Annotated in this window: 21 protein-coding genes and 1 pseudogene; 3 read left to right on the top strand and 19 right to left on the bottom strand. The window is 63.5% G+C overall.

Annotated features, from left to right (window positions below):
• Positions 1-109: 109 nt before the first annotated feature.
• The 13 genes from A5736_RS22675 to A5736_RS22615 form a co-directional block, all read right to left on the bottom strand.
• Complete coding sequence (locus A5736_RS22675; protein WP_076248719.1) at positions 110-886, bottom strand: hypothetical protein; 777 nt, start codon at positions 884-886, stop codon at positions 110-112.
• A complete protein-coding gene (locus A5736_RS22670; RefSeq protein WP_076248717.1) occupies positions 883-1884 on the bottom strand; it encodes a hypothetical protein in 1002 nt (333 codons plus the stop codon). The genes A5736_RS22675 and A5736_RS22670 overlap by 4 nt, the downstream gene beginning before the upstream one ends.
• A 2-nt stretch (positions 1885-1886) precedes the next feature.
• On the bottom strand, positions 1887-3368 hold the full coding sequence (locus A5736_RS26155; RefSeq protein ID WP_139333521.1) for a hypothetical protein: 1482 nt from the start codon (positions 3366-3368) through the stop codon (positions 1887-1889).
• Positions 3369-3390: 22 nt separating this feature from the next.
• Positions 3391-3759 (bottom strand): hypothetical protein, encoded by a 369-nt coding sequence (locus A5736_RS22660; protein WP_076248714.1) that lies wholly within the window; start codon positions 3757-3759, stop codon positions 3391-3393.
• A gap of 78 nt (positions 3760-3837) precedes the next feature.
• Positions 3838-4122 (bottom strand): hypothetical protein, encoded by a 285-nt coding sequence (locus tag A5736_RS22655; RefSeq protein ID WP_076248712.1) that lies wholly within the window; start codon positions 4120-4122, stop codon positions 3838-3840.
• 13 nt (positions 4123-4135) lie between these two features.
• On the bottom strand, positions 4136-4408 hold the full coding sequence (locus tag A5736_RS22650; RefSeq protein WP_076248710.1) for a hypothetical protein: 273 nt from the start codon (positions 4406-4408) through the stop codon (positions 4136-4138).
• 76 nt (positions 4409-4484) lie between these two features.
• Entirely contained in the window at positions 4485-5297 is an 813-nt protein-coding gene (locus tag A5736_RS22645) for an ESX secretion-associated protein EspG (RefSeq protein ID WP_076248708.1), read from the bottom strand.
• Positions 5294-6376: a PPE domain-containing protein gene (locus A5736_RS22640; protein WP_076248706.1), complete on the bottom strand. Its 1083-nt coding sequence runs from the start codon at positions 6374-6376 to the stop codon at positions 5294-5296. Before A5736_RS22640 ends, A5736_RS22645 begins: the two co-directional genes overlap by 4 nt.
• A 38-nt stretch (positions 6377-6414) precedes the next feature.
• Positions 6415-6708, bottom strand: a complete 294-nt coding sequence (locus tag A5736_RS22635; protein WP_076248703.1) for a PE family protein — start codon at positions 6706-6708, stop codon at positions 6415-6417.
• Positions 6709-6722: 14 nt separating this feature from the next.
• Complete coding sequence (locus A5736_RS22630; protein ID WP_076248701.1) at positions 6723-8078, bottom strand: hypothetical protein; 1356 nt, start codon at positions 8076-8078, stop codon at positions 6723-6725.
• 9 nt (positions 8079-8087) lie between these two features.
• Positions 8088-8375, bottom strand: coding sequence for a hypothetical protein (locus A5736_RS22625; protein ID WP_076248699.1), 288 nt, complete (start codon positions 8373-8375; stop codon positions 8088-8090).
• Between the two features lie 167 nt (positions 8376-8542).
• Positions 8543-8890, bottom strand: a complete 348-nt coding sequence (locus tag A5736_RS22620) for a YbaB/EbfC family nucleoid-associated protein (protein ID WP_076248697.1) — start codon at positions 8888-8890, stop codon at positions 8543-8545.
• Positions 8887-9243, bottom strand: coding sequence for a hypothetical protein (locus A5736_RS22615; protein ID WP_083667671.1), 357 nt, complete (start codon positions 9241-9243; stop codon positions 8887-8889). The genes A5736_RS22620 and A5736_RS22615 overlap by 4 nt, the downstream gene beginning before the upstream one ends.
• A gap of 156 nt (positions 9244-9399) precedes the next feature.
• Between A5736_RS22615 and eccA the strand changes: the two genes are divergently transcribed.
• Positions 9400-11217, top strand: coding sequence for a type VII secretion AAA-ATPase EccA (gene eccA, locus A5736_RS22610; RefSeq protein ID WP_076248694.1), 1818 nt, complete (start codon positions 9400-9402; stop codon positions 11215-11217).
• A 65-nt stretch (positions 11218-11282) separates the two neighbouring features.
• Positions 11283-12257: pseudogene (locus tag A5736_RS22605) on the top strand (AAA family ATPase); the annotation flags it as partial.
• A 75-nt stretch (positions 12258-12332) separates the two neighbouring features.
• On the opposite strand, the gene A5736_RS22600 reads toward A5736_RS22605, so the two are convergent.
• The 5 genes from A5736_RS22600 to eccE all read right to left on the bottom strand — a co-directional run bounded on the left by A5736_RS22600 (position 12333) and on the right by eccE (position 17058).
• Positions 12333-13004, bottom strand: coding sequence for a hypothetical protein (locus A5736_RS22600; RefSeq protein ID WP_076248690.1), 672 nt, complete (start codon positions 13002-13004; stop codon positions 12333-12335).
• Positions 13005-13104: 100 nt separating this feature from the next.
• Complete coding sequence (locus tag A5736_RS22595; protein WP_083667669.1) at positions 13105-14244, bottom strand: alpha/beta hydrolase fold domain-containing protein; 1140 nt, start codon at positions 14242-14244, stop codon at positions 13105-13107.
• Positions 14245-14247: 3 nt separating this feature from the next.
• Positions 14248-14568 carry a Smr/MutS family protein gene (locus A5736_RS22590; RefSeq protein ID WP_076248686.1) on the bottom strand — a complete coding sequence of 107 codons (321 nt, stop codon included), beginning with the start codon at positions 14566-14568 and terminating at the stop codon, positions 14248-14250.
• 36 nt (positions 14569-14604) lie between these two features.
• On the bottom strand, positions 14605-15273 hold the full coding sequence (locus tag A5736_RS22585; RefSeq protein WP_139333520.1) for a DUF5336 domain-containing protein: 669 nt from the start codon (positions 15271-15273) through the stop codon (positions 14605-14607).
• Between the two features lie 150 nt (positions 15274-15423).
• Positions 15424-17058 carry a type VII secretion protein EccE gene (gene eccE, locus A5736_RS22580; protein WP_254848438.1) on the bottom strand — a complete coding sequence of 545 codons (1635 nt, stop codon included), beginning with the start codon at positions 17056-17058 and terminating at the stop codon, positions 15424-15426.
• A gap of 181 nt (positions 17059-17239) precedes the next feature.
• Between eccE and eccB the strand changes: the two genes are divergently transcribed.
• A complete protein-coding gene (gene eccB / locus A5736_RS22575; RefSeq protein ID WP_076248680.1) occupies positions 17240-18748 on the top strand; it encodes a type VII secretion protein EccB in 1509 nt (502 codons plus the stop codon).
• Positions 18749-18754: 6 nt separating this feature from the next.
• Here the strand turns inward: eccB and eccD are convergent, their stop codons facing one another.
• On the bottom strand, positions 18755-20179 hold the full coding sequence (gene eccD, locus A5736_RS22570; protein WP_254848437.1) for a type VII secretion integral membrane protein EccD: 1425 nt from the start codon (positions 20177-20179) through the stop codon (positions 18755-18757).
• Positions 20180-20196: the final 17 nt, after the last annotated feature.

The raw sequence follows: 20196 nt of genomic DNA, 5'->3' as shown, positions 1-20196 counted from the left end.
CGCGCCTGCCTGCAATCAGACCCATGCTGCAACGATCTTTCATCGGGCCAATGGCTGTGGTGATACATAGTGTATCATCGCACGGGCAACCGTGCGCCGCAATACCCTGTTAGCCGCCGCGAAACTGCCGTAGTGCCTTGATGTCTTCGGATATCAGCCGGTCGATTCGTTCCGCCAGCACCGATGCGGTCACGGGGTTGGCTTCGCTGAAATCAGGCTTGTAGAGGTAGTCGCCATCATCCTTGATTCGAACCCACACGGCGAAGTGTTTGCCACGATCGAGCCCCCATTGCCTCGTTGGACGCCAGTGGGATTGCACGGTAGCGAAAGCCGTCACGTCGGCGCGGGGCACCTTGGTGGCAGTCGGTTCGCTCTCTATCGTTTGGTGAATGGTGAGGTCTTCTGAGGCACTCGTACTGCCGGAGGAACGCACATACTCGGGAATGACGATCGCGGTTCGGCGGCCCGGCTTGTCCAAACCGGCCGACTCGGCGACCGCCGGCCCCAGCAGGTAGGGAGACAGTTCGTAGACGTCGACAACATCTTCGTCGGATCTTTGCTTGGCCAGAAAGCCCATTTGATCGAACCGGAAGCCGACCACCCGGATGCTCGGCGCGTCGGCGGGAATGGCTTGGACGTGGCACTCCACCCGGATGTCGGCGTAGGCATACGACCCTGCACACTCCTGGAAGAGGCGCAGATCGCCATTGTTGAAGCGATCCGGCACGGATTTTGCGTACTCAACATATTCGTGATCCCACGAGAACCTGGACGGCTGCGTGAACATAAACGGATGGGGCAGGAACTCTCGGCCGTAGAACCTGCTGATGATGTCGAGGTCGAGCAGGTCGATGCTGCCGACTTCCCGAAGATCTGTGGTGCTCATGCGGCGATCTGGATAACGCCGTCGACGGACACGGCGGGCGGCCGGATGATGCGCACTACCACCGCGGTAGCGGCGAGTGAATAGGTGGTTCCCAGCATGACAACGATTGAATCCGTTTGTAATTCACCGGAGTTCGCGAGCTCGAGCAGTCCGGCTACCTCGGTGCTCACATGGAGGTCGCCACCGCCGAGACTGCTCTGGTGCAGCGATTCCGCCCAGGGCAAGCCGATGGCCTTCGCAACCGACCGGAACGGCTCGCCGCTGCGCGAGGAGCTGTGCGGGACGAAATGGGTCACATATTGGGGACTGAGGTGGGCTTCGGTCAGCGCGGCCGTCACCGCGTCGACCATCATCCGAAACGAATCATGGTTGGCGTCTGGCGTTCGATTACTGACGGCGCGGGAAAAGGCCGCCTGGAAGTCGCTCCGGCCGGCGTGCTCCCAATGGGCTTGGCGAGTCCGCCACGGGCCGGACTGTTCGGGGCAGCTCGCGGTGGCGGTGCTCAAGAGCTTCGCGAACCCGGCGCGCGGCGAAATGACCGTGGCGTGCGCGACATCGGAAAGTGGCGGGCCGCCAAGAGATCTGGAGATCGCGAAGCGATCGTCCCAGGACCAATTGTCGGCGCCGGTGCACATCACGGTGCTGCCGGAGGATGCCAGTTGGTCGGCGATCACCCACGAGGTGAGCCCGCCCGCGCAGTACTGGCGCAGCTCGAACGCCGTGCCGTGCCGTCCGACGATGCCGTCTTGGATGTGATGATGCACCGGCCAACCCGCGCCGCCCTGATAGCCGGAGCCACAGTGGATTACCCACTCGATGTCGGACGGCTCCGAGGCGGCGGCCGCGAGCGCGGCCCTCCCGACCTGTATCGCCATGTCCGCGGGGGACCCGTTGGGCAATTCGCGAACCCCCCGCCAGGCCGGCGCGGACGCCACCTCCTGCGGGCTGGTGGGCCTCGACGCGGGCAACAGCAGACCCACGGACTCGAGGAAGGCCACGGTCAGGTGGCGTCAGGGGGTTTGGCGGCTTCTGTTCGCGCGGGCTCGCCGAGCACGGCCACCACCGCCTGAGCGTCGCCGACGAGTTCCTCGCCATTCTTCTTGCGCCGCAACGCTTTACTGGGCTGGTGCACGCCACCGGCGCCAGGTCCCTGGTGACCGGCCGCGGGTGCGCCAGCGCCGGGAGCGCCCATAGCGCCCGCGCCGGTCGCCCCACCGAGACCCGACCGGAAGCCCGCAGGTGCGACACGGCTGGACGCGGAGCCGGCCGCGATGGCCGGGGCGCCGGCGGGTTTGCCGGCCAACGCGCCACGCAGTCCGGCGCCGCCGCCCCCTGCGCCCGCGCCACCCTTGAGGCCCCCGGGTCCCAAGCCCAGTTTGCCCTCGGGCAGTTTGGGCATCCCGCCGAGCGCGCCCATGTTGCCCCGCTGGGCCGCGCCCATGGCCTGGCCGAGCGCGGACTGCAGCGGTGAGGCGAGGGACTGCAGCGGGTTGGCCAGTGCGTCAAGGCCATTCAGTCCCGAGAGGGCCGAGTTCGGCGAAGCCGCCGCGCCGGAAAGATCCGCCGGGACTTGTGATGCGGTCGCGGTTTGTGGGGTGACCGGCGCGCTCGCCTGATTTGCCAGATTCGACATCGCCGGTGCGCTGGGTACGTTAACTGCCCCCCCGAGGCCACGTCCCGGGCCGCTGGCCGCGCTGCTTAATCCTGCCGGGACATTAGTCGGAACGTTAGTGGGGACATTAGTCGGAATGTTAGTTGGGACGTTAGCCGCGGACAGCGACCCGAAATTGAAGTCAGGGTTGTTACTGGCGATATCATTTATCTTCGGCTTATAAACCGTCGTCAGGACCTTTTGTGCGAAACTGTCATAGGCCTGGTTGATGTTGTTAGCTTGTTCAGGGGCGGCTTGGAGGTTTGCGTGATATCCTGCCTCGTTCGATAATATATCGTTCTTCGTGACGGCCATGGTTTTGGAGAACGCGCCAGCGAGCGTGCCTAGGTTGGTCGCGGTCGTGGCGATCGCGGCGGATATCGCGTATAGCTGGCGAATGTAAGCCATTGCCTGGTCGTGAAATTGTCCTTTCCATGAGTCCGATCCATTGTCCAGCTTTTCCAGGCTGTAGCGTAAGCCGTCGCTGCCTTCAATGGCTAAGGTCAGGCCTTTCGCCACATCATTGTAGCCAGCGGGTATTCCGCCCGCCACGTTGTCACTTACGCCCGTAAAGATATCGCAGGCTTCCTTAAACGTCATTCCGCCCAAGTCCTCAAACGCAATGCTCTTGGGCATTTTGTGGTCGGTGACTTTTGTCAGCTGATCGAGTAGTGGGGTATCCGGCCCGGCGGGGTCCGTATACTGCACAGGCTTGTGAACGAAATCAGCAAGTGGGCCGTCACCCGGATGAACATTCGGAGAGTCAACAAATCGAGGATTTGGGCTATCCATAGGATTTGCAAAAGGATTGAAGATGCTGTCGCCGCACATAACTAACCCGCTTTCTACCCGCTCAACTGGCCTTGTCTTCGGCGATCATTCGGTTGAACCCGGCGTTCCACGCGTCCACGGTATTTGCTACGAGTTTAATGAGGTCGTCCAGCCCCGCGGCTAAGATCGCGGCGTTATCTATCTGGTTGCCCCGAGTTTCATTTGCCGACCAGAGCTTTGTAGGGTCTCCAACGGCGCCGTAATCCACCAGCCCAGCGGCCTTATCGCGCAGAGCGCTCAACGTGTTCTGGTAATCGGTGAGGGCTCCCGTGTAGGCCTGGCGTGCGCTCTCCGAGAGCCGCATGTCAGATACATCGCCGGACTGGCCGAGCTGTTGCATCAGGGTGCTCAGATCACCGGCCGACGGGTCGGGGTTCGTCGGGGTAGTCATGGTGTTCCTTTCGACGTGACGAGCTCAAGCAATTGGGTCCGGGGTTGCCGGCCCGCCAAGCCCGGACCCGTTCACTGCTCAGAAGCCTCCGGCCAGCTGGTGGTCCAACGCCGCTGTGTCGATCTGCTGCTGGACGCCTGCGTTCTTGAGAGCCTGCATGTCCAAGACGAGCTCGTCCAGCTGCTGTGAGAGCCGCAGTTGGGCGGCTTGCAGCGCATTCGCGGCCTCACCGGTGTAGACATCGGTCAGGGCACCGAACACCTGAGCGATGTCCCCACGCAAATGCTCTACGTTGTTGAGGGCCTGCCCGATGTCGTCGAGTGCTGCGTAGTTCGCGTCGTATTGGTAGAGGATGTCAGACATTTGTCCTGCCTTTCTAGTGGGAGTCGTGGTTGACCAGCGTCATCATGTTGCTCTTGCCGGTTTCGGCGACATTCGACAACTGATTGATGATGGCATTGAAATCGTCGTTATACCCCTGCATTTTGGTGGCGAACGTGCGCGCCTGGTTACCCTGCCATGAGCTGGAGGTCATGTGGAGGGTGATGTTCTCCATCTTGTTTTTGAGCACCAAGGCGTCGCCCATCGCTTGATCGATTTGTTTGATCTTCGCCTGAGCTTCCGCGTGGGTCAGACTGGTTGTTGTCATTCGTCTGCCTCTCTTTCCTGTTGGTTACCTCTGAATATCCGAAACTTGTGGTTATTGTGTTGCGTTCCTTGAGGATCTAGGCGTCCTCCCATCTTTCGATGGATAGCCCGATCAACTGGCCGATCGCCTGGGCGATCGCGTGTTCGGATCCCGCCTTGAGCGTGATCCACAGCTCTCCGCTCGGAGAAGCGGAGGGCGCCGCGACAATCCGGCCCCGTTTGGTGTAGAACACCGCGATCGCGACGGGACACCGCGAAATGCGGTCCTCGTCACGGGACAGCGGGTGGTAGACGATTTCGGCGAACGCTACGCGCGACGCCAGCGCCGAGCCCAGCATCATCGCGGAGCGCGGCTCCGCGCCCAACGCCCGAACCCGGTCGGCCAGGTGAAGTGGGTCGTGACTATCGTTGAGGCATTCAGTCATCGCGTCCAGTGGTGCGCCCACCGGATCGAGTCGTGCGGCTTCCGCGCGCGGCAGCTCGGCCACGAGTTGCTGTGTCGCCCTGTCTAATTCGATGCCATTCTCAGTGGCGCGCAGCATGAACTGGTCGCCCACCCGTCGTGCGAGCACACCCTGTGAGCCCCGCCGCGCCATCGACACTCGCGAGATGCCGTCTGGGGTGACCACTCGCATGGCCAGTTCGCGATCGGGCCGGCACAGCGTCGACAGCAGCGAGGCGAGATCTGAGCTCACCAGGCCGTCGGTGATCAACCCCCGCGCGACCAGCGCCTGGGTGGCAGCTTCAAATGCGGCGTCGAGTTCGTCGATGGTGCCGTGGCGTGGCCATACTGAGAGCACGGTCGGGAAATCATCAGCAGCGCTACGCGCCGCGGCGACCTGCAATTCATCATCGCTGAGCGAAAACTCTGCCCTCACTGCGACATTCATCGATGGACCTGCTCGTCACCGATCACCGGTGGTGCTACCCACCGGTCCGAGACCTGCTCGAGCGTTCGCCCTGGCTCGTCGGCGAACCCTTCGGGCTCGGGCACCTCGGGCGTCACCAGCTCGTCGAAGAGCGCCGAGTTCGGTCCCCAGCTGACGCTGGACACCGTGAACCCGGAATCGTCGTGTCTGGCCGTAGGCAGCCAGGACTGCGTCGCATCCGATAGGCCCGCGGACTGCTCGCCGCCGCCTTCCAATGTCCCAGCGGGCCGGGCCGATTCGTACTCCCTGCTGTCGCCGCGGGCGCCCGCCGCCATCGGTGCGTAGCCCCCGGCTCCCATGCCCCCGATGCCGCCGGCGCCCGCGAGGCCTCCGCTAAAGCCGGTGCGCTGCATGGTCTGTGGACCGCCGCTGGATTTGACCTCCGGAGCAGTCCAGGCCGCCAACGGCATGGGCGGGGCGCTTATCCCACCGCTGCCGCCGGCACCTGCCGCCCCGCCGCCGTCCGCGCCCGCTCGTTCGGCCGCCGACGATCCGTGCTGGGACGTCGCGTCGAGATGCGGCTGCTCCCACGGCTGGGCGAGGGCGGTCACCGCGTCTTCGTATTGCCGCATCACGGTCGCGGCGTTGGCGTGATCGGCCCGGGCCGCCTCATCGAATTCGGCGAACTTGCCGTTGAGAATTGCGCCGTTGTATGCGGCCAGCGAGGCCATCATGTCCTGGGCGTCCTTGGCTGCCAATGCCTCTGAGACCGTCGGCATTGCCAACACGGCTTCGGTATTGGCCACCGCGGCCTCCTCGGCGCGCTGTCCATTGGTCGCCGCGGCGAGGCTCATATCCTGTAGCCACTTGCCGAATTCTTCGAGCTTGCGCACCGCCGCCGTGGAGGCCTCGCTTTCCCAGGCGGTCTTGAGCCGATCGACCATCTTGTCGTAATCGGCTGACACGGCGGCGAACTCGTTGGCGACCCGCACCCAGGCAGCGCCGGCACCGCCCACTGAAGCGGGACCCGGCCCGGCCGTGAGGTCACGGGCCAGTTGGGCAGTGCTGCGTGACTCCCACGCAACATTGGTAAAACCCATGCCCAGCCTTTCGTTCGTTCCGTCGCAACCAGGTGCTGCTAGACTGCCTGGCCTTCGTCGGCGGCGACGAGATTGCCGGCGTGCGTCCGCAGGGTCGTCGAGAGATCGCGGAGCTGTTGCTGGCCGTGATCGGACGCCATACCGAACGACTTGTGCACCTGGTTCAACGTCGAGGCCACGCGTTGGGAGACCTCGTCACGTCCGGGCGCCTCCACCGTGAGATTGAGTGCCTCGTTGTCCAGCACCCGTCGCACGCGGTCGGCAAGTTCGGCCAACTGGCTGGTTGCATCGGTGACCTCGCCTGGCCTAATCGAGAGTTCGCCGTGATTCATGTCGTGCTCCTTACTTAGATTCGTAATTCGATGTCGGGTACGTCGTTCGGATCGAGTTCACCAATAACCGGCGGGGCCACCGTGTCTCGGTTCCCGACGACCTTGCCGCCCTGGTCGGTGGTGTGCAAAAACGATGCCGCGCTGTGTGATCCGCCGCTGCCGGCCGCTTGGCCGGCGCCCGCGAGGGGAGCGCCCATCATTCCGGCGCCGCCAAGAGAACCGCCGACCATCGCGGGGCGGACCGCGCCGGCAGCGGTTGCCGTGGTCGTAGCCTCCGCAGCCGCCGGCGCCATTGGTGCCGCGAGACGCGATACCAGTGCGCCCGAAGCGGCACCGCCGCCCCCAGCGGACGAGACCGGAGCCCCGATCGCGCCGCCGCCCTTGCCTCCGGGCGCGCCACCGCCGGCCCCAGGCTTGGGATCAGCGGATGTGGTTCCGGCGAGTGCTGCCGATTGGGCGCCCTCCGCAGCCGCAGAGCTGCCGCTCCCGGCCATCTGGGCGGCGCTCAGCGCCGGCGAGATTCCCATGCTGGCGGCAGACATCAGCGGTGACAGCATGCTCAACGAGTTGGTTCCACCGGCCATCGAGGACAGTGAGCCCAACGCCCCGGCCGCGGAGGTACCCAGCGCGGGCGCGGCCGTCACCGAGACCGGGGCTCCGATCGCCGCGGTCGCGGCCGCATGGGCGGCCAGGGATCCTTGCGTCTCGCCCATGACCTGACCCGCCTGCGTGACGGCGTGCGACGCGGCCGCGACGACCGCCGCCCATCCCCACGGGAAGATGATGTTGGGCCCAATGGCCGCGAGCGTCGCCATGTACTCCTGGATGATCGCGATCAGCCGGGCTCTGGCCTGTGCGACATCGGCCACTGCGGCAGTCAGGGTGTTCTGCAGGCCGGTTGCCTGCGTTGCGACTTCGGCGCCATTCGCCAGCGCGGTGCCCGTCTTGGCCACGGCTGCCACGTTCGATGCGCCCTGCCAGCCTTGCTGGACGGCGCTCAACGCCTGCTGCAATGGGCCGGCGGTGCCGGTGAGGGCGTTGGAGATCCCGGGCAACATGCTTGCGGGATTCATGCCGCTTCCCAGCGCGCTGAGGGCATTGACGACCGGACTGATCAGTGGGGCGGGATTCATCGGATTGGCCGCTCCGCCTGGGTTGGCCGCCGCCGGCGCGGGCGACGTGGATGCGGCGAGGGCCGGATTGTGTGACCCCCGCAGCCCCAGTTGATCGAGGATCTGCTGGGTCGGCATAGCCAGGTAATCGGCCAGTCGCTGGTCGCCGGCGGCGATGACCGCCGTCGGATCGAAGCCGGGGATGGAGGCCGCCAGCTGCCCGGTCGCGTCGACCTGAAGCGACGATGACCCTGTCATCGGTGGCCGTCAGGCGTTGTCGGCGGCGACATGCGCAGCCGAAGTGCCGCTAGCAACATGGCCGATCCCGTGGTAAGCGTCGCCCACGGCCAAAGCGGCATTGACATGGTTGGCCAGAGCCGTCCCTAGGGCCGGGAGGTAGTGCGGCGCACCGATCGGTCCTATTGCGGCCGCAGCTGCGGCGAACGTAGCCCCCACGTCGGCCGAAGCGGCGTTACGAACGGCCTCGCCCGCCGCATGGCTGGCGGCCGCAAATCCACTTATAGCCTCCGGAACAATTTTCGTAACGTCGCCCATCGTGGACACCTTCCGCCAGTTCTATCGACGCATTGGCGATACGCACTGTATCGTGATACGCAGTGTATCCATTTGTGCACGATCTGGCTAGTCTTAGTTGCTGGGCGGTGCACCAGGACATCGCACCTGGACAACGTGGGGTGGCTGGCTTGCAAACAGTTTTGGCGCTAATGGCTGGTCGGGGTGTCGGCCCCACCGGTCAACGGTTTCTCATCCAGTGCGCCCATGCGGCGGTTGAACTCCGTGATGAGGAAGTTCTGGCGATCAACGCACACCCGTGCCGCCGCCTCGGCCGTGTCAATGATCAGCTGCGCCAGTGCCTTCGGACCCAGCTTCAGTGCCTGTGGGCGCAGCCAGAGCCCGGTCATGGCGCCGAGGCCATCCGCCTCGACGCAGACCGACCCGTCGCGGCTCGTCACCCGGGCGGAGATGGACTGGCAGTGCTCATTCAACGCCTGCAGCAGGTCGCGCTGCTCCATCATGCGCGCGATCACGGCGTCGGCAAGACCGCTCACCGCGAGGTCATCCAGGTTTCGGGCGGTCCCTCGTCGTCACCGCGGGCCGCCTCCTCGGCTTCGGCCAAGGCCTCCTCGGTGGCCAGATTCAGACCACGAACCACCGCCGGGCCGAAACCGCGCTTCAGCAGTTCACGTCGACGCGCGACCTGCAGGCGCAGCGCGGACAACTGGCACAGCGACAGGATTTCTTGCGCCAAATCCTCAGGCGCCCACGACATCTCGGACGTACCGATCTTCAATTGGGTCGGTAGTCCGCGCTCGGTTGTTATCACCGAAATGTCCGCGGCGCGGGAGACAACTGGCCACGGCGCGACGGGTTCGTCTCCCCGAAGCGTTGATTGGTCACCCATGCGGTTCTCCTCAACGGATTTTCGGTCCCACTGTACTTCCGGCGGCCGTCGACAGGACACCCCAATTCCTGCCAAGGCTCGGCGGTGGTTGCTTTCAGGTTGTCCGTTCCGCTCGGGCTCGGCCCGAGATGGCGATCGACGATGGGGAAAACACGGATGAATGGCACCAGAGACGCTCAACGCTTCTTCGACGCAGGCGTGCTCTCGCTCGGTATTCCGATCGACGGGCTCGAGACCAATCGCGACGTTCGCTATGCGGCGCAGGCGTTTCGGCATGCCACCGAGTGCGATCCCGAGATGTGCGACGCCTGGTTGGGACGTGCGGCCGCAGGGGAAACCACCAGTGAAGTGATTTATCACCTCTACCGGACCTGCGATCTGCTGTTCCGCGAGCATCGTCGATTAGGCTTGCCTGCTGGCGTTCTCAGCGGCCGTTTCCAGACCGGCCTATACCTCGACTATGCCTTGGCCAACCTGACCGAGGTTCGGCTCGCGTACGCGGCGAGCATGATCGAGGGAAAAGACTACGACGAGGCCGAACGAGTCCTCGACGAACTCGACAAAAAGCGTACGGGCATGCCGGCCGGTGACGTGTCCTCCTCGGAAATCTGCGCATACATCCGCGGCGTTTTGCACTTCACCACTCAGCGCTGGCCCGATGTACTGACCGCGCTGGCGAATTCGGCGTCGTTCGCCGACGAATACATAGCGGCGGGCGCGAATTTGATGGTGGGATCGGCCTGCGCGCAGTTGGGCCTGTTCACCGAGGGTCTGCGCCGACTCGACCAGGCCATCGAGGGACCAATCCCCGCTGCACGTCGGGCCGCGGAGTTCTGCAAGGGCCTCACGCTCCGCGAGATGGGCAACGAAGCCGAGGCGCGGGCCATCTTCGAGCGGATTTACAGTGAAGAGCCGACTTTCGAGGCCAATGCCACTGCGCTGCACGATCCGAAGTACCGGTTGATAATCACCACCAAAGAGATGATCGACTCGCGTGCAGACATGTGGGACCCGAGCACCGCCCAGGACACCGCAGCGGCCGACGATGACGCCGTCGTCGAACGCGGCAACGAGTATCTGCTCAAAGCGCAAAACGAACTGGACCGTCAAATCGGCCTGGCCGACGTGAAGTTGCAGGTGAGCAAGCTTCGTTCCGCGGCGACCGTGGCTAAGGTGCGCAGCGGCAAGGGGCTGAGCACGGCCGCGCGGAGTCTGCACCTTGCCTTCACCGGGCCGCCGGGTACGGGCAAGACCACCATCGCACGGGTCGTGGCTCAAATCTATTGTGGCCTAGGTCTTTTGAAGACACCCGCGGTAGTTGAAGCCAAACGGCAGGACTTCGTCGGCCAGCATTTGGGCAGCACGGCCATCAAGACCACGGCGCTAATCGATCAGGCAATGGACGGGGTACTGTTCATCGACGAGGCCTACACGTTGATCCAGACCGGCCTGTCAGGGGGCGACGCGTTCGGTCGGGAAGCCGTGGACACGCTGCTAGCCAGGATGGAAAGCGACCGCGATCGGCTGGTGGTCATCATCGCCGGCTACGATGCGGAGATCGACCGCTTCCTGGCCTCCAACGAGGGCTTGGCGTCCCGGTTCACCAAACGCATCCGGTTCGCGTCCTACACCCCGGCCGAACTGGGTGACATTGGCCGGCTGATCGCCCGGACAAGGGATTCCGAATTGACCGAGGCCGCCTACGACGAACTCGTCGCGGCGTGCACCGCGCTATATAAGGAGGAGTCGGTCGACTCTGCCGGCAAGGTTCGGCGGAACATCGATTTGGCGGGCAACGGTCGCTTTGTGCGCAACGTAATCGAGGCGGCCGAGGAGGAACGCGAATACCGGCTAAGCCAAAGTTATGGTGCGGATCTCGAAGGCCTCGATGAACAGCAACTGATGCGCATCGACCTGACTGACATGAAAGCAGCACTAAATGGTGTTGCAGGAGCATTGAGTCTGAGTCCATGACAGCCTCCACGTCAGCGTTATGCTCATACACCGCAACACCTTTTAATCGGACGGTGGTGTAAATGCCGGATTGGCAGCCCGGCGGGCACCTGCCCACCAACGACGAACTGGGTCTGATTCGTCGACGGCCAGCACCGCAACGTGGGTGGAGGAAACTGGTACATCAAGCGAGCGGGGGAGCGATCAACCCCGGTGAATCGCAGCGAGACATGTTTGAGAAGGCCCTGATCGATCGGGTCAATCGACCGGTTCCCGGTGATTACAGCATTGCAGTTCTGTCGATGAAAGGCGGCGTCGGCAAGACAACCGTCACCGTGGGGCTGGGAGTCACCTTTGCCGCGCTTCGCGGAGACCGAGTGATCGCATTCGATGCCAATCCCGACTTCGGCACGCTCGCTCAACGCGGTCACATCGAGACTCGCTCTACCGTTCGAGACCTCCTGTTGGACAAGGAAATCTCTCGCTACTCCGATATCCGTCGGCATACTTCGCAAGGGTCGAGTCGGCTCGAGATTTTGGCCTCAGAACGTGATCCTGCTGTGTCCGAGGGCTTTTCAGAGGCGGAGTACCGAACCGCGCTCTACCTGTTGCAGCGCTTCTATAACATCATTCTCACCGATTGCGGTACAGGTCTGGTGCATTCGACCATGGCGGGCATCCTGGACGAGGCCGATGCTCTGGTCATCGTGGCCGCGCCCGCCGCGGACGCCGCGCGCAGCGCTCTGGCTACCCTGGACTGGCTGAAACACCACGGCTATTCCCATCTGGTGTCCGACGCGATTATTGTCATCAGCACGCCGAGGCCGGGTCCGGTGCCCGTGGATATTGGCAAGTTCGCGAGCAACTTTCTTTCGCACGTCCGTGCGGTGCACGGAATCCCCTTCGATCGTCATCTCGCAGAAGGTTCGGAAATCTCGCTCGAGTTGATGAATCATAAGACGCGACAGGCGTTTATGGCGGTAGCCGCGACACTCACAGACCGCTTCCATGGCGCGGCAAATCACCCGTCGAGACGGCCCGAGCTTCGGCGCCTTCGGTAGCCGGAACTGTCAAGGGCTGGTCGCCGCGAAAGGACCATCACGCTCGTTGGTGGACTTGTTGTGCTGCCTCCTTCGCTAGGTATCCTCGAATGCCAGGACCATAAGGTCATCGAAGGCGCTGGTGAAGCTGTCGATGTCCACATCGCCCTCGTAGACTGTGGCGGCCTGACCGTCGAGCAGGTCAGGGGACACGCATAACCATAAGTTGCCGGAGTCTCGAGTCACGGTCAGCAGCCGGTTGGAAGCGATTTGTCCGCCGGGTCGTGCGGCCGCGGCTTCGTCCCATCCGCGGATGCCGGCGGGACGGCGGGCCAGTTCGGCAATGGTGCGCATATGGGCCGGGTGCATCAACCCGTAGGATTCGCGGTCGGGCATGGTGAGAGCGGAGTGCGTCTGCCGTTGGAAGTCCTGGGCCGGTCGCGGCAGATGCTTCCAGAACGACGACGCGGTGATGAAGGTGCGAGGGTCGCGACCAATCCACATGGCCGGGTCAGCTAGGTATACCAGCACCGGTTCGGACTCCGGTTCGGCCAGGCACGCGCGCACGTCGGTGAGATGGTCGGTGAATCGTTGCGCGAACGCGGGGGCCAAGTCGAGAAATCCCGCGGGCCACAACGCCAGCGCAGCGGCGCGCCGGCCGGCCGGGTCGACGTCCTCGGCGATCGGGCGCCACTGCACTGGCAGTTGTGCCAGGCCCGTCGCGTCTCCCTCGACGGGACGCAGGGTCCAACCATCAACCTGGATCATGTCGATCGCTTCTTACTTGACCTTGTGCGTTGACTTTGCGCCAGTGCGTTTGTGTGGTGTCGATCAGCTTGTAGGGCCACCGAGCCTCGTCGCGCATTGGCTATGCGCTGACCTCGTCCTCGATAGTCGTCGCGTACCGAATGAAGTCAGTGATCTCTTCGATCGCCCGACGGGCGTCGGGATTGATGTCGAAGGTGAGCTGGAACGTGTGCATCGCTTTGTGCCATACCTGAACCCACACCGGAACATCGTGAACGCGCAGACGATGGGCCAGGGTAAATGTGTCGCCGAGCAGCATCTCGTGGGTACCGACCTGCAACAGGAACGGACCAAGGCCGCGCAGGTCGGCTTCGGGCGGCATGAGCGGCAGCGGGCGAGTGCCGTTTACGGTGGCGAACACGTCGTAGATGAATTTCACCGTCATGAAAGGAAACAGCGCGTCGCGGTGATTTTTGAGCGCGCGGTATTTCAAGCCCATGTCCGACGACGTCAATGGAGACATCAGCACCTGTGCCGCGGGTACGGGCAGCCCGGCGTCTCGGGCAGCCAGCGCGGTGTTGGTAGCGATCAAACCGCCCGCCGAATCTCCCGCCAGCACAATGCGATCCGGCGAAAACCCTAGCGACAGCACATGCCGATAGGCGTCGAGCCCGTCGGACACCGCCTCCTCGATTACCACCTGCGGGGCCAACCGATAGGCCACGTTGAATACCCGCGCGCCCGTAAGCTGTGTCAATTTGCTGACGAACCGTCGGTGAGAATTGAGGCCCAACGTCACTAGCGCCGAGCCGTGAAAGTAGATGATGACCCGGTCGGAGTTGCGGGCGTGTGGGGCGATCACCCACTCGGCCGGGCACTCAGGCAGCGAGACGGAGGTCACCTCCGTCCCCGGCAGCGCTGGCACAACCCGCAGCGGCCTGTCGATGACGTCGAGGCGTGCTCGTTGTAGTACTTCTGGACGCCAACGGTTGATGATCATGCCGACGATCGTCAAGGCGGCCAGCACGGGGCGCACCGAAATTGCCGTTAACGCTGCCAGTAGACGGCTCCGCTTGGACGCGGGACCGAAGTGTGCAACCTCAGGTTGGCGGCTCCAATCGACTAGATCCACGATAGGTACGATACACGGTGTATCACCGATCGGAAATCGGTCCCGTCCGCGCAACGCGCCTTGGATGAGTTGCGCGCGTGTTTCAGCGATCGGCCCTTCGGGTAATTTGGACCAGCTACCAGTCGCCATCAACTAACGCGGCGTGCCCCAGATGGTGAAATCGTCGTCGGGATCGATTGCATTCGTTGATGACGACGGCGGGTCGAAGTGAACCAGGATCCGACCCACATTGCTCGAGTCAGCTTCGACCCGACGATAGAGTCTCTTCAAATGCGGCTGCTCCAGTTTGGCGAGGACACGCCGCTTCAAGGTGCCCGAGCCCTTGCCGGGAATGATTTCGAGTAACGCGACATTCTGGGCTACCGCTCGAAAAAGGGCGCCGCGAACGGCGTTGTCGATGTCACGCTCGCACCTGAAGATGGGATGCAGGTCCACGGTCAGGATCCCGGGCACAGATATCTCCTCAGTGTCGGACGACGATGCCAAACATCACGAGAACGATTGTGTCGGTGATCCTGTCGCGGGGTCGTCGCTCGGTCGGATGCTTTCGGTGGGGCTCGTCATCGGCATCCCGGCGCCGCCTGCCGATTGCAGGGTTTGGGTGCGCTTTCCCGCCTGTGGTGACGCCGCAATCCGATGCGCGCCGGGTTGTTGTGCGCTTAAGTATTCCGCGTATAGCGCATGCTGTTCCGTCGCGGACTGGCCTGCCTGTGCCGAGGCCGCGGCTTCTGCGTGAGCCGTGCCTTGCGCCTGAACCGGCTGCTGCGGAGGCGGTTGGTTTTGCGCCGCGTAGTACTGCTGGGCGGCATGTGCGTAATACGCGTAACTGTCGTACGGGTTAAGCGCCGGACCGGCCGCGCTGGACATTCGCTGCCGGGTCAACAACGCCGCGATCGTCGTGAGAGCTTGCAGCGCAATGAGAATGACGATGATGATCGTGGCCCACCTGGGATTCTGCTCGTCGGTGATCAGCTGCGACAGCGCATCGAAGAATCCCATCAATGCCAGGGCCGTCATTAACTTGGGGTGGGCGCTCTGTCGCGGGAGGAGACCTAGGGCGGCCACGATCGCAGCCAGTGTGCTGAATCGGACCCCTAGTCCGGTGCCACCCGGTTCCGCGGCACAGCTGAGGACGTACGTTGCCAGGCCCAGCGCCACAACGATCCAGACGATTTGGTCTGCCCTCGAGTTTTGTTGGTGCGCGGCGCCGGTAAACGATGGCCAATACGCGCCATAGGCCGCTGCTGACTGCGGTGGATACCGATCCGAACCGCCATACGGATATGCCATGGGTCAGACCCTTCCAGATTAGACGTATGCGACTGGCGCCGTCAGCTTTTCGGCGTCTACCGATGCTCGGATATAGCGCGACTCTTCTTCGGTTTCCACCATTGTTACGACTGCCGTCCCCGCGTCAGTGCTGACCTTGACGGTATCGGTGGTGCTGTCGAGGACTTCCAGCGTGACATCGCAGGCCGCCGATGGCACGGTGCGCGGCGCTTGCAGCACCATGGTCGTCACTCCTATCCGCACCGACTGCGCCGAGACCCCGTCGAACATTGCCAGGGAATAGTTGCGATCCGAGCCGGACTGGATGGATCCGCGGCCCGACTCGGCCACCCACAACAGGTCCCGATCGCCGACCTGCTCCACCATGTCGCGCCACGCGCTGGGCCTGTTGGTGTGTACTCGCACGCGTGCGCCCAGTGCCAGCGAACGGAGCAGTACTTGTTGTGCCAAGTGCAGCCCGCCGCAGATCTCCACTCGACGGATCTGCGGGCCAAATAGCGGCAGTGCTACGGCGCGACCTTCTGTGTCGGCGCCGATCACCTGCCCGCAGCCCGACGCGGGCAACGCCAGATTCTGGAAAGGCTTGTCGCGGGAGCCGCACGCCCAGCGGCCGACGGGACGTTTGGGCTGCGACACTGGCAAGGTGGACCGCAATGCCGAAAACTGTTGTCCTGAGAGCTCTTCCAGACCCGGTAGATAAATCTTCCTGCGTCCGTGGGTATCGAAGCGTGCCAGGCCACGGATCTTGATCAGATCATGCTTTGGGTCGCGTCGAAGCGAGACGCATATGGTCGTCGAATAACTTGGAATGGTCCACAACAACCCGACTCCCGCGGTGGTCAGCATGGCAGGTCTTATCGAGAAGCTTTGCAGCTGAAAATTCCCCTGATTGCATGCAAGCCATGTCTCGTCGACGTGGCGTAAATTCACCCCGTCGGACAATTGATTGGTGGCATGGGCGATTTCGCTGGCCGTCGCCACCCGGGGTCGTAGCCCGGCCTCGATCAGTCGATTCGCGACTCGCCGCGTCGCCGTCGCGGCTGTTCGCAGCACGCCTTCGCGCCCACCACCGCGCCGACGTACAGCGTCGGCGCACAGTGAGGGATCGAACCGCATCGCGACCCACACGCTGCGTTGGGCGATCGCGGGAAGCGGGCCGAGCACCGAGTCATAGACGGCCGCGATCGGGGTATGACCGTGCGAGCGGGATCCGTGGCTGATCACGTCGATCGAATCGAGCGCGATATCGAACTGGCGCAGGCAATCGGCGACCAGTTCAATCGACAACATCTCCCCGGACACCGTCATACGCGGCTCCAGCACGGTCATGGCTTGCGGATTTGCGTCGATCTTCAACAGGGAGAGAAGTGTCGTTCCATCCCAACGAAAACCAACTTGCGATTCGCCGGCGAGCTCGGCATCAAACGGCTCGGTAAGCGACCTACCGCCGGACCTATCCCGGCGTCCCCAAACATAATTCGCACGTAGCGCGACCCACTGTGGCAACGTCAATCCACGAAACCGCAGGAGCAACAAAAACGCTACGGCGAGGCCCGATGCCGCGCCGTGCCAGCCCCGAAACGCGAGGAGCCGGGCCGAAAAGATCCCCGCGATAGTGAATAGTTGCAGGACTAAAAGATCCGCCAGCGGCAACAGTCGCTGCGGGACGATGTCGATGCTGTCCAGCAGCTGACTGGACGTGGCCGATTTGTCGCTGGGAGTGCGTCGACTGGGCATGCGCTGCTTTCGCCGAGTTGGATGTGATTCCAGCGTACACCTTTCTGCGATACACTCTGTATACAGTAGCAGCTCTTGGGGGTATGACGGGACGTCCATGCCGGCGCAAGTTACGACACGTGCACAGGTCAACGGGTATCGGTTCCTGATCCGGCGACTCGAGCATGCCCTCATTCGGGCGGACTCCCGGATGATTCATGACCCTATGCGGGGTCAAATGCGGTCGTTGATAGTCGGTTTGGTCGTCGGCGTGCTCATCGCCGGCGCCGCCGGCGTGCTGGCGTTTTTCAAACCGACCCCAAATCTCGGCGACGCGCAAATCTTGCTCAGCAAATCCAGTAGCGCGCTGTTCGTTCGGATTGGAGACCGCGTCCACCCGGTCCTCAATCTGGCCTCAGCCCGGTTGATCGTGGGGAAGAGCGAGTCGCCGAAACAGGTCGACGATAAGTTTCTCAACCAACTGGCCCTGGGGCCCGTGGTCGGAATCATCGGCGCACCGTCCAGTATCCAGCCGGGTGAAGATTCCGGCGCGTCCTCCTGGACGGTATGCGACAGCACACAAACCCCAAAGATGGCAGAGGCGTCGGGAGTCGCGGGCGTCGAGACCACGGTGCTGGCCAACAATCCGGTGCTTGACAACGACATCCGGGCGGCCAGCCCCGCCGACATGATCCTGACCAGATCCGGCGGGACCACTTTTTTGGTGTACCAGGGCGTGCGCGCGCCAATCGACGTCACGAATCCTGTCTTGATGAGCGCGCTGCACCTCAATGGCGCCAAGGTTCGCGATTTTTCGCCGGGCTTGCTTGATTCGATTCCCCTAGTGGATCCGATAGCCCCGGTGAGCATTCCAGGTGCGGGGGAGGATGCGGGCTACTTGGGTCCCGGGTATCGCGTGGGCTCGATCTTGAAGACATCCGATTCACGCGGCCAACAGTTATACGTGGTCCTGCGGGAGGGACTGCAGCCGATTTCGGAAGCCACCGCCGACATCGTCCGCTACAGCGGCGGCACGTCGGCATCGGTTCAGGATTGGCGGGATGTGTCGCCTGCGATGGTGAGCCAGGTAGCGGTGGTGCACACGTTGCCCGTCGGGCATTATCCGGCCGCCTCTCCGCAACTTGTCGACGTTGAACCGGATCCGGTCGTTTGCATGTCGTGGCGGCGCGACAGCGGCGCGGCCCGGGCCAGCACCCGGCTGCTGTTCGGGCACCGCCTGCCGCTACCGCGCGAGGCGCAGCCGGTGCGACTGGCCACCGCCGACGGCAGTGGGCCCGGGCTCGACAGCGCATACCTCACGCCCGGCACCGGTGAGTTCGTCCAAGCCACCGGTGTGCAGCCGGACAGCAGTTCCATGGGGCGGCTCTTCTATATTTCGGATGTCGGGGTGCGCTTTGGCATCAAAGACCAGCCATCGGCCGACGCGTTGGGGGTCAGCGGCGTGAAGACCGACAACGGCAAGAAGGACACACCGAAACTTGCTCCGTGGCCGGTCATCTCGCTATTGCCGCCAGGGCCGGAATTGTCTGCCGAGGCCGCGCTGATAGCCCACGACGGCATGCCGCCGGACCCGCACGGGACGACGGTCCAACAACCCAAAAGCTGATGCTGACTAGAGCCGCAGCTCGCGGAAGAATGCGTAAATCCGAATGATCCAGAAGCACAAAGGAAACAGCAGTGCGATCGCAAGGTATTCACCGAGCTCGACCTGACGTTTGATCACCGGCGAGAACTCCAGCTGCGGTGCGATGAGGCCGCACGCGACGATCAGGGCCATCACAACGACCAGACCCAGGGCCGCGTTGACCTGCCAGCCATCGAGATGGGCCGCGATCTTGACGATGAGTGCCAACGCGGTCACCAGGCCCCCGCCGACGAGGGTGGCCGACTGGATGAGGTCGTAGTGGCTCCGGCCCCGCAAGCATAGGACGGTCGCCACGGCGATCGCAAAAACTGTTCCTTGCCAAAAGAATCCATTGTTCACATCGACCGCCAGGTAGCTGCCGACGATCGCCGCCATCGTGGCCGCTGCCACAATGCCGGTCAGGTATTGATTGGACGGTCGGACACGCTCGATCATGCCCTCCTCACTCGGAATAACCTGTTTGCCGACCGCATTCACGCCTTCTACGGTGGTCCCGCCCTGCGTCTCGATATCGTCGAGCGGTTCCCCGGCGGTGGGCACCGGGGGCACCGGCAGTTTCGCCAACACGATTGTCACCCTCGGGGCGAGATAGACCACGATCACCGACGCGGTGGCCAGCACAGCGCCCGTTGCGCGCGGCGTAGGAGACCATAGCAACATCGAGACGGTCGTCGCGCCGCCCAGAAGCGAGAGTCCGATCACGACCGTGTAGAACGAGCGGTCGCGGCGGGCGCCCAGTAGCGACATCAGCGCGACAAAACCGCTCAGTCCGAACGCCATCGGCAGCGCGGTGATCTCTGACGCGTCCGGAACGAGGTGCAGTGAGCCCGCGAAGATCAATGGGATCGCCACCGCGGTAAGCCATGGCGAGACGCGAGCGTGGGGAGTGGCGAACCCCACGATGCAGGCGGCGATCGCGACAGCGGCCCCCACGGCAAGCGCCGCGGCGACCGTCGGCATAGCGGGGGATCGACTGATCAGGAGTACCGCCACGGTGACCGAGGCGATGAGGCCCACCCCAAAAAAACCGATCACCGGGATATCAGCCGCCCACTCGTGCCGCGGCGAGGTTGCCGCCTCCTCAGCATCGATATCGAGGTCGTCGAAGAGCAATGGGGCGCATGGTATCCCGGCCTCTCGGATCACCAGTGCTTCACCGTCGCACACGTTGAACTCAGCCAGAGTCCGGTTCGAGTCGAAAGGTTCGGCGCCGAGGCGAGCGAAGGTCCATTTGCCCTCGGTCGCGTCGAATGCGACCCCTGATGCATCGTGGGGTCGCTCGGGCTGGTCCGACAACTGAGTATTGGCAAGCTCGATCACGTCGTCGGCCAGCGCCGCAATAGGTACATCGGCAGGGAGTCCGACATCGAGGCGCAGTTGCCCGATCAGCACCGTGACACGACTGAGTT

This window comes from Mycobacterium sp. SP-6446 (genome assembly GCF_001954045.1).
In the GTDB taxonomy this organism is placed as follows: domain Bacteria; phylum Actinomycetota; class Actinomycetes; order Mycobacteriales; family Mycobacteriaceae; genus Mycobacterium.
Note: the sequence above shows the minus strand (reverse complement) of the source record. Positions and strands in the feature narration are given on the sequence as shown.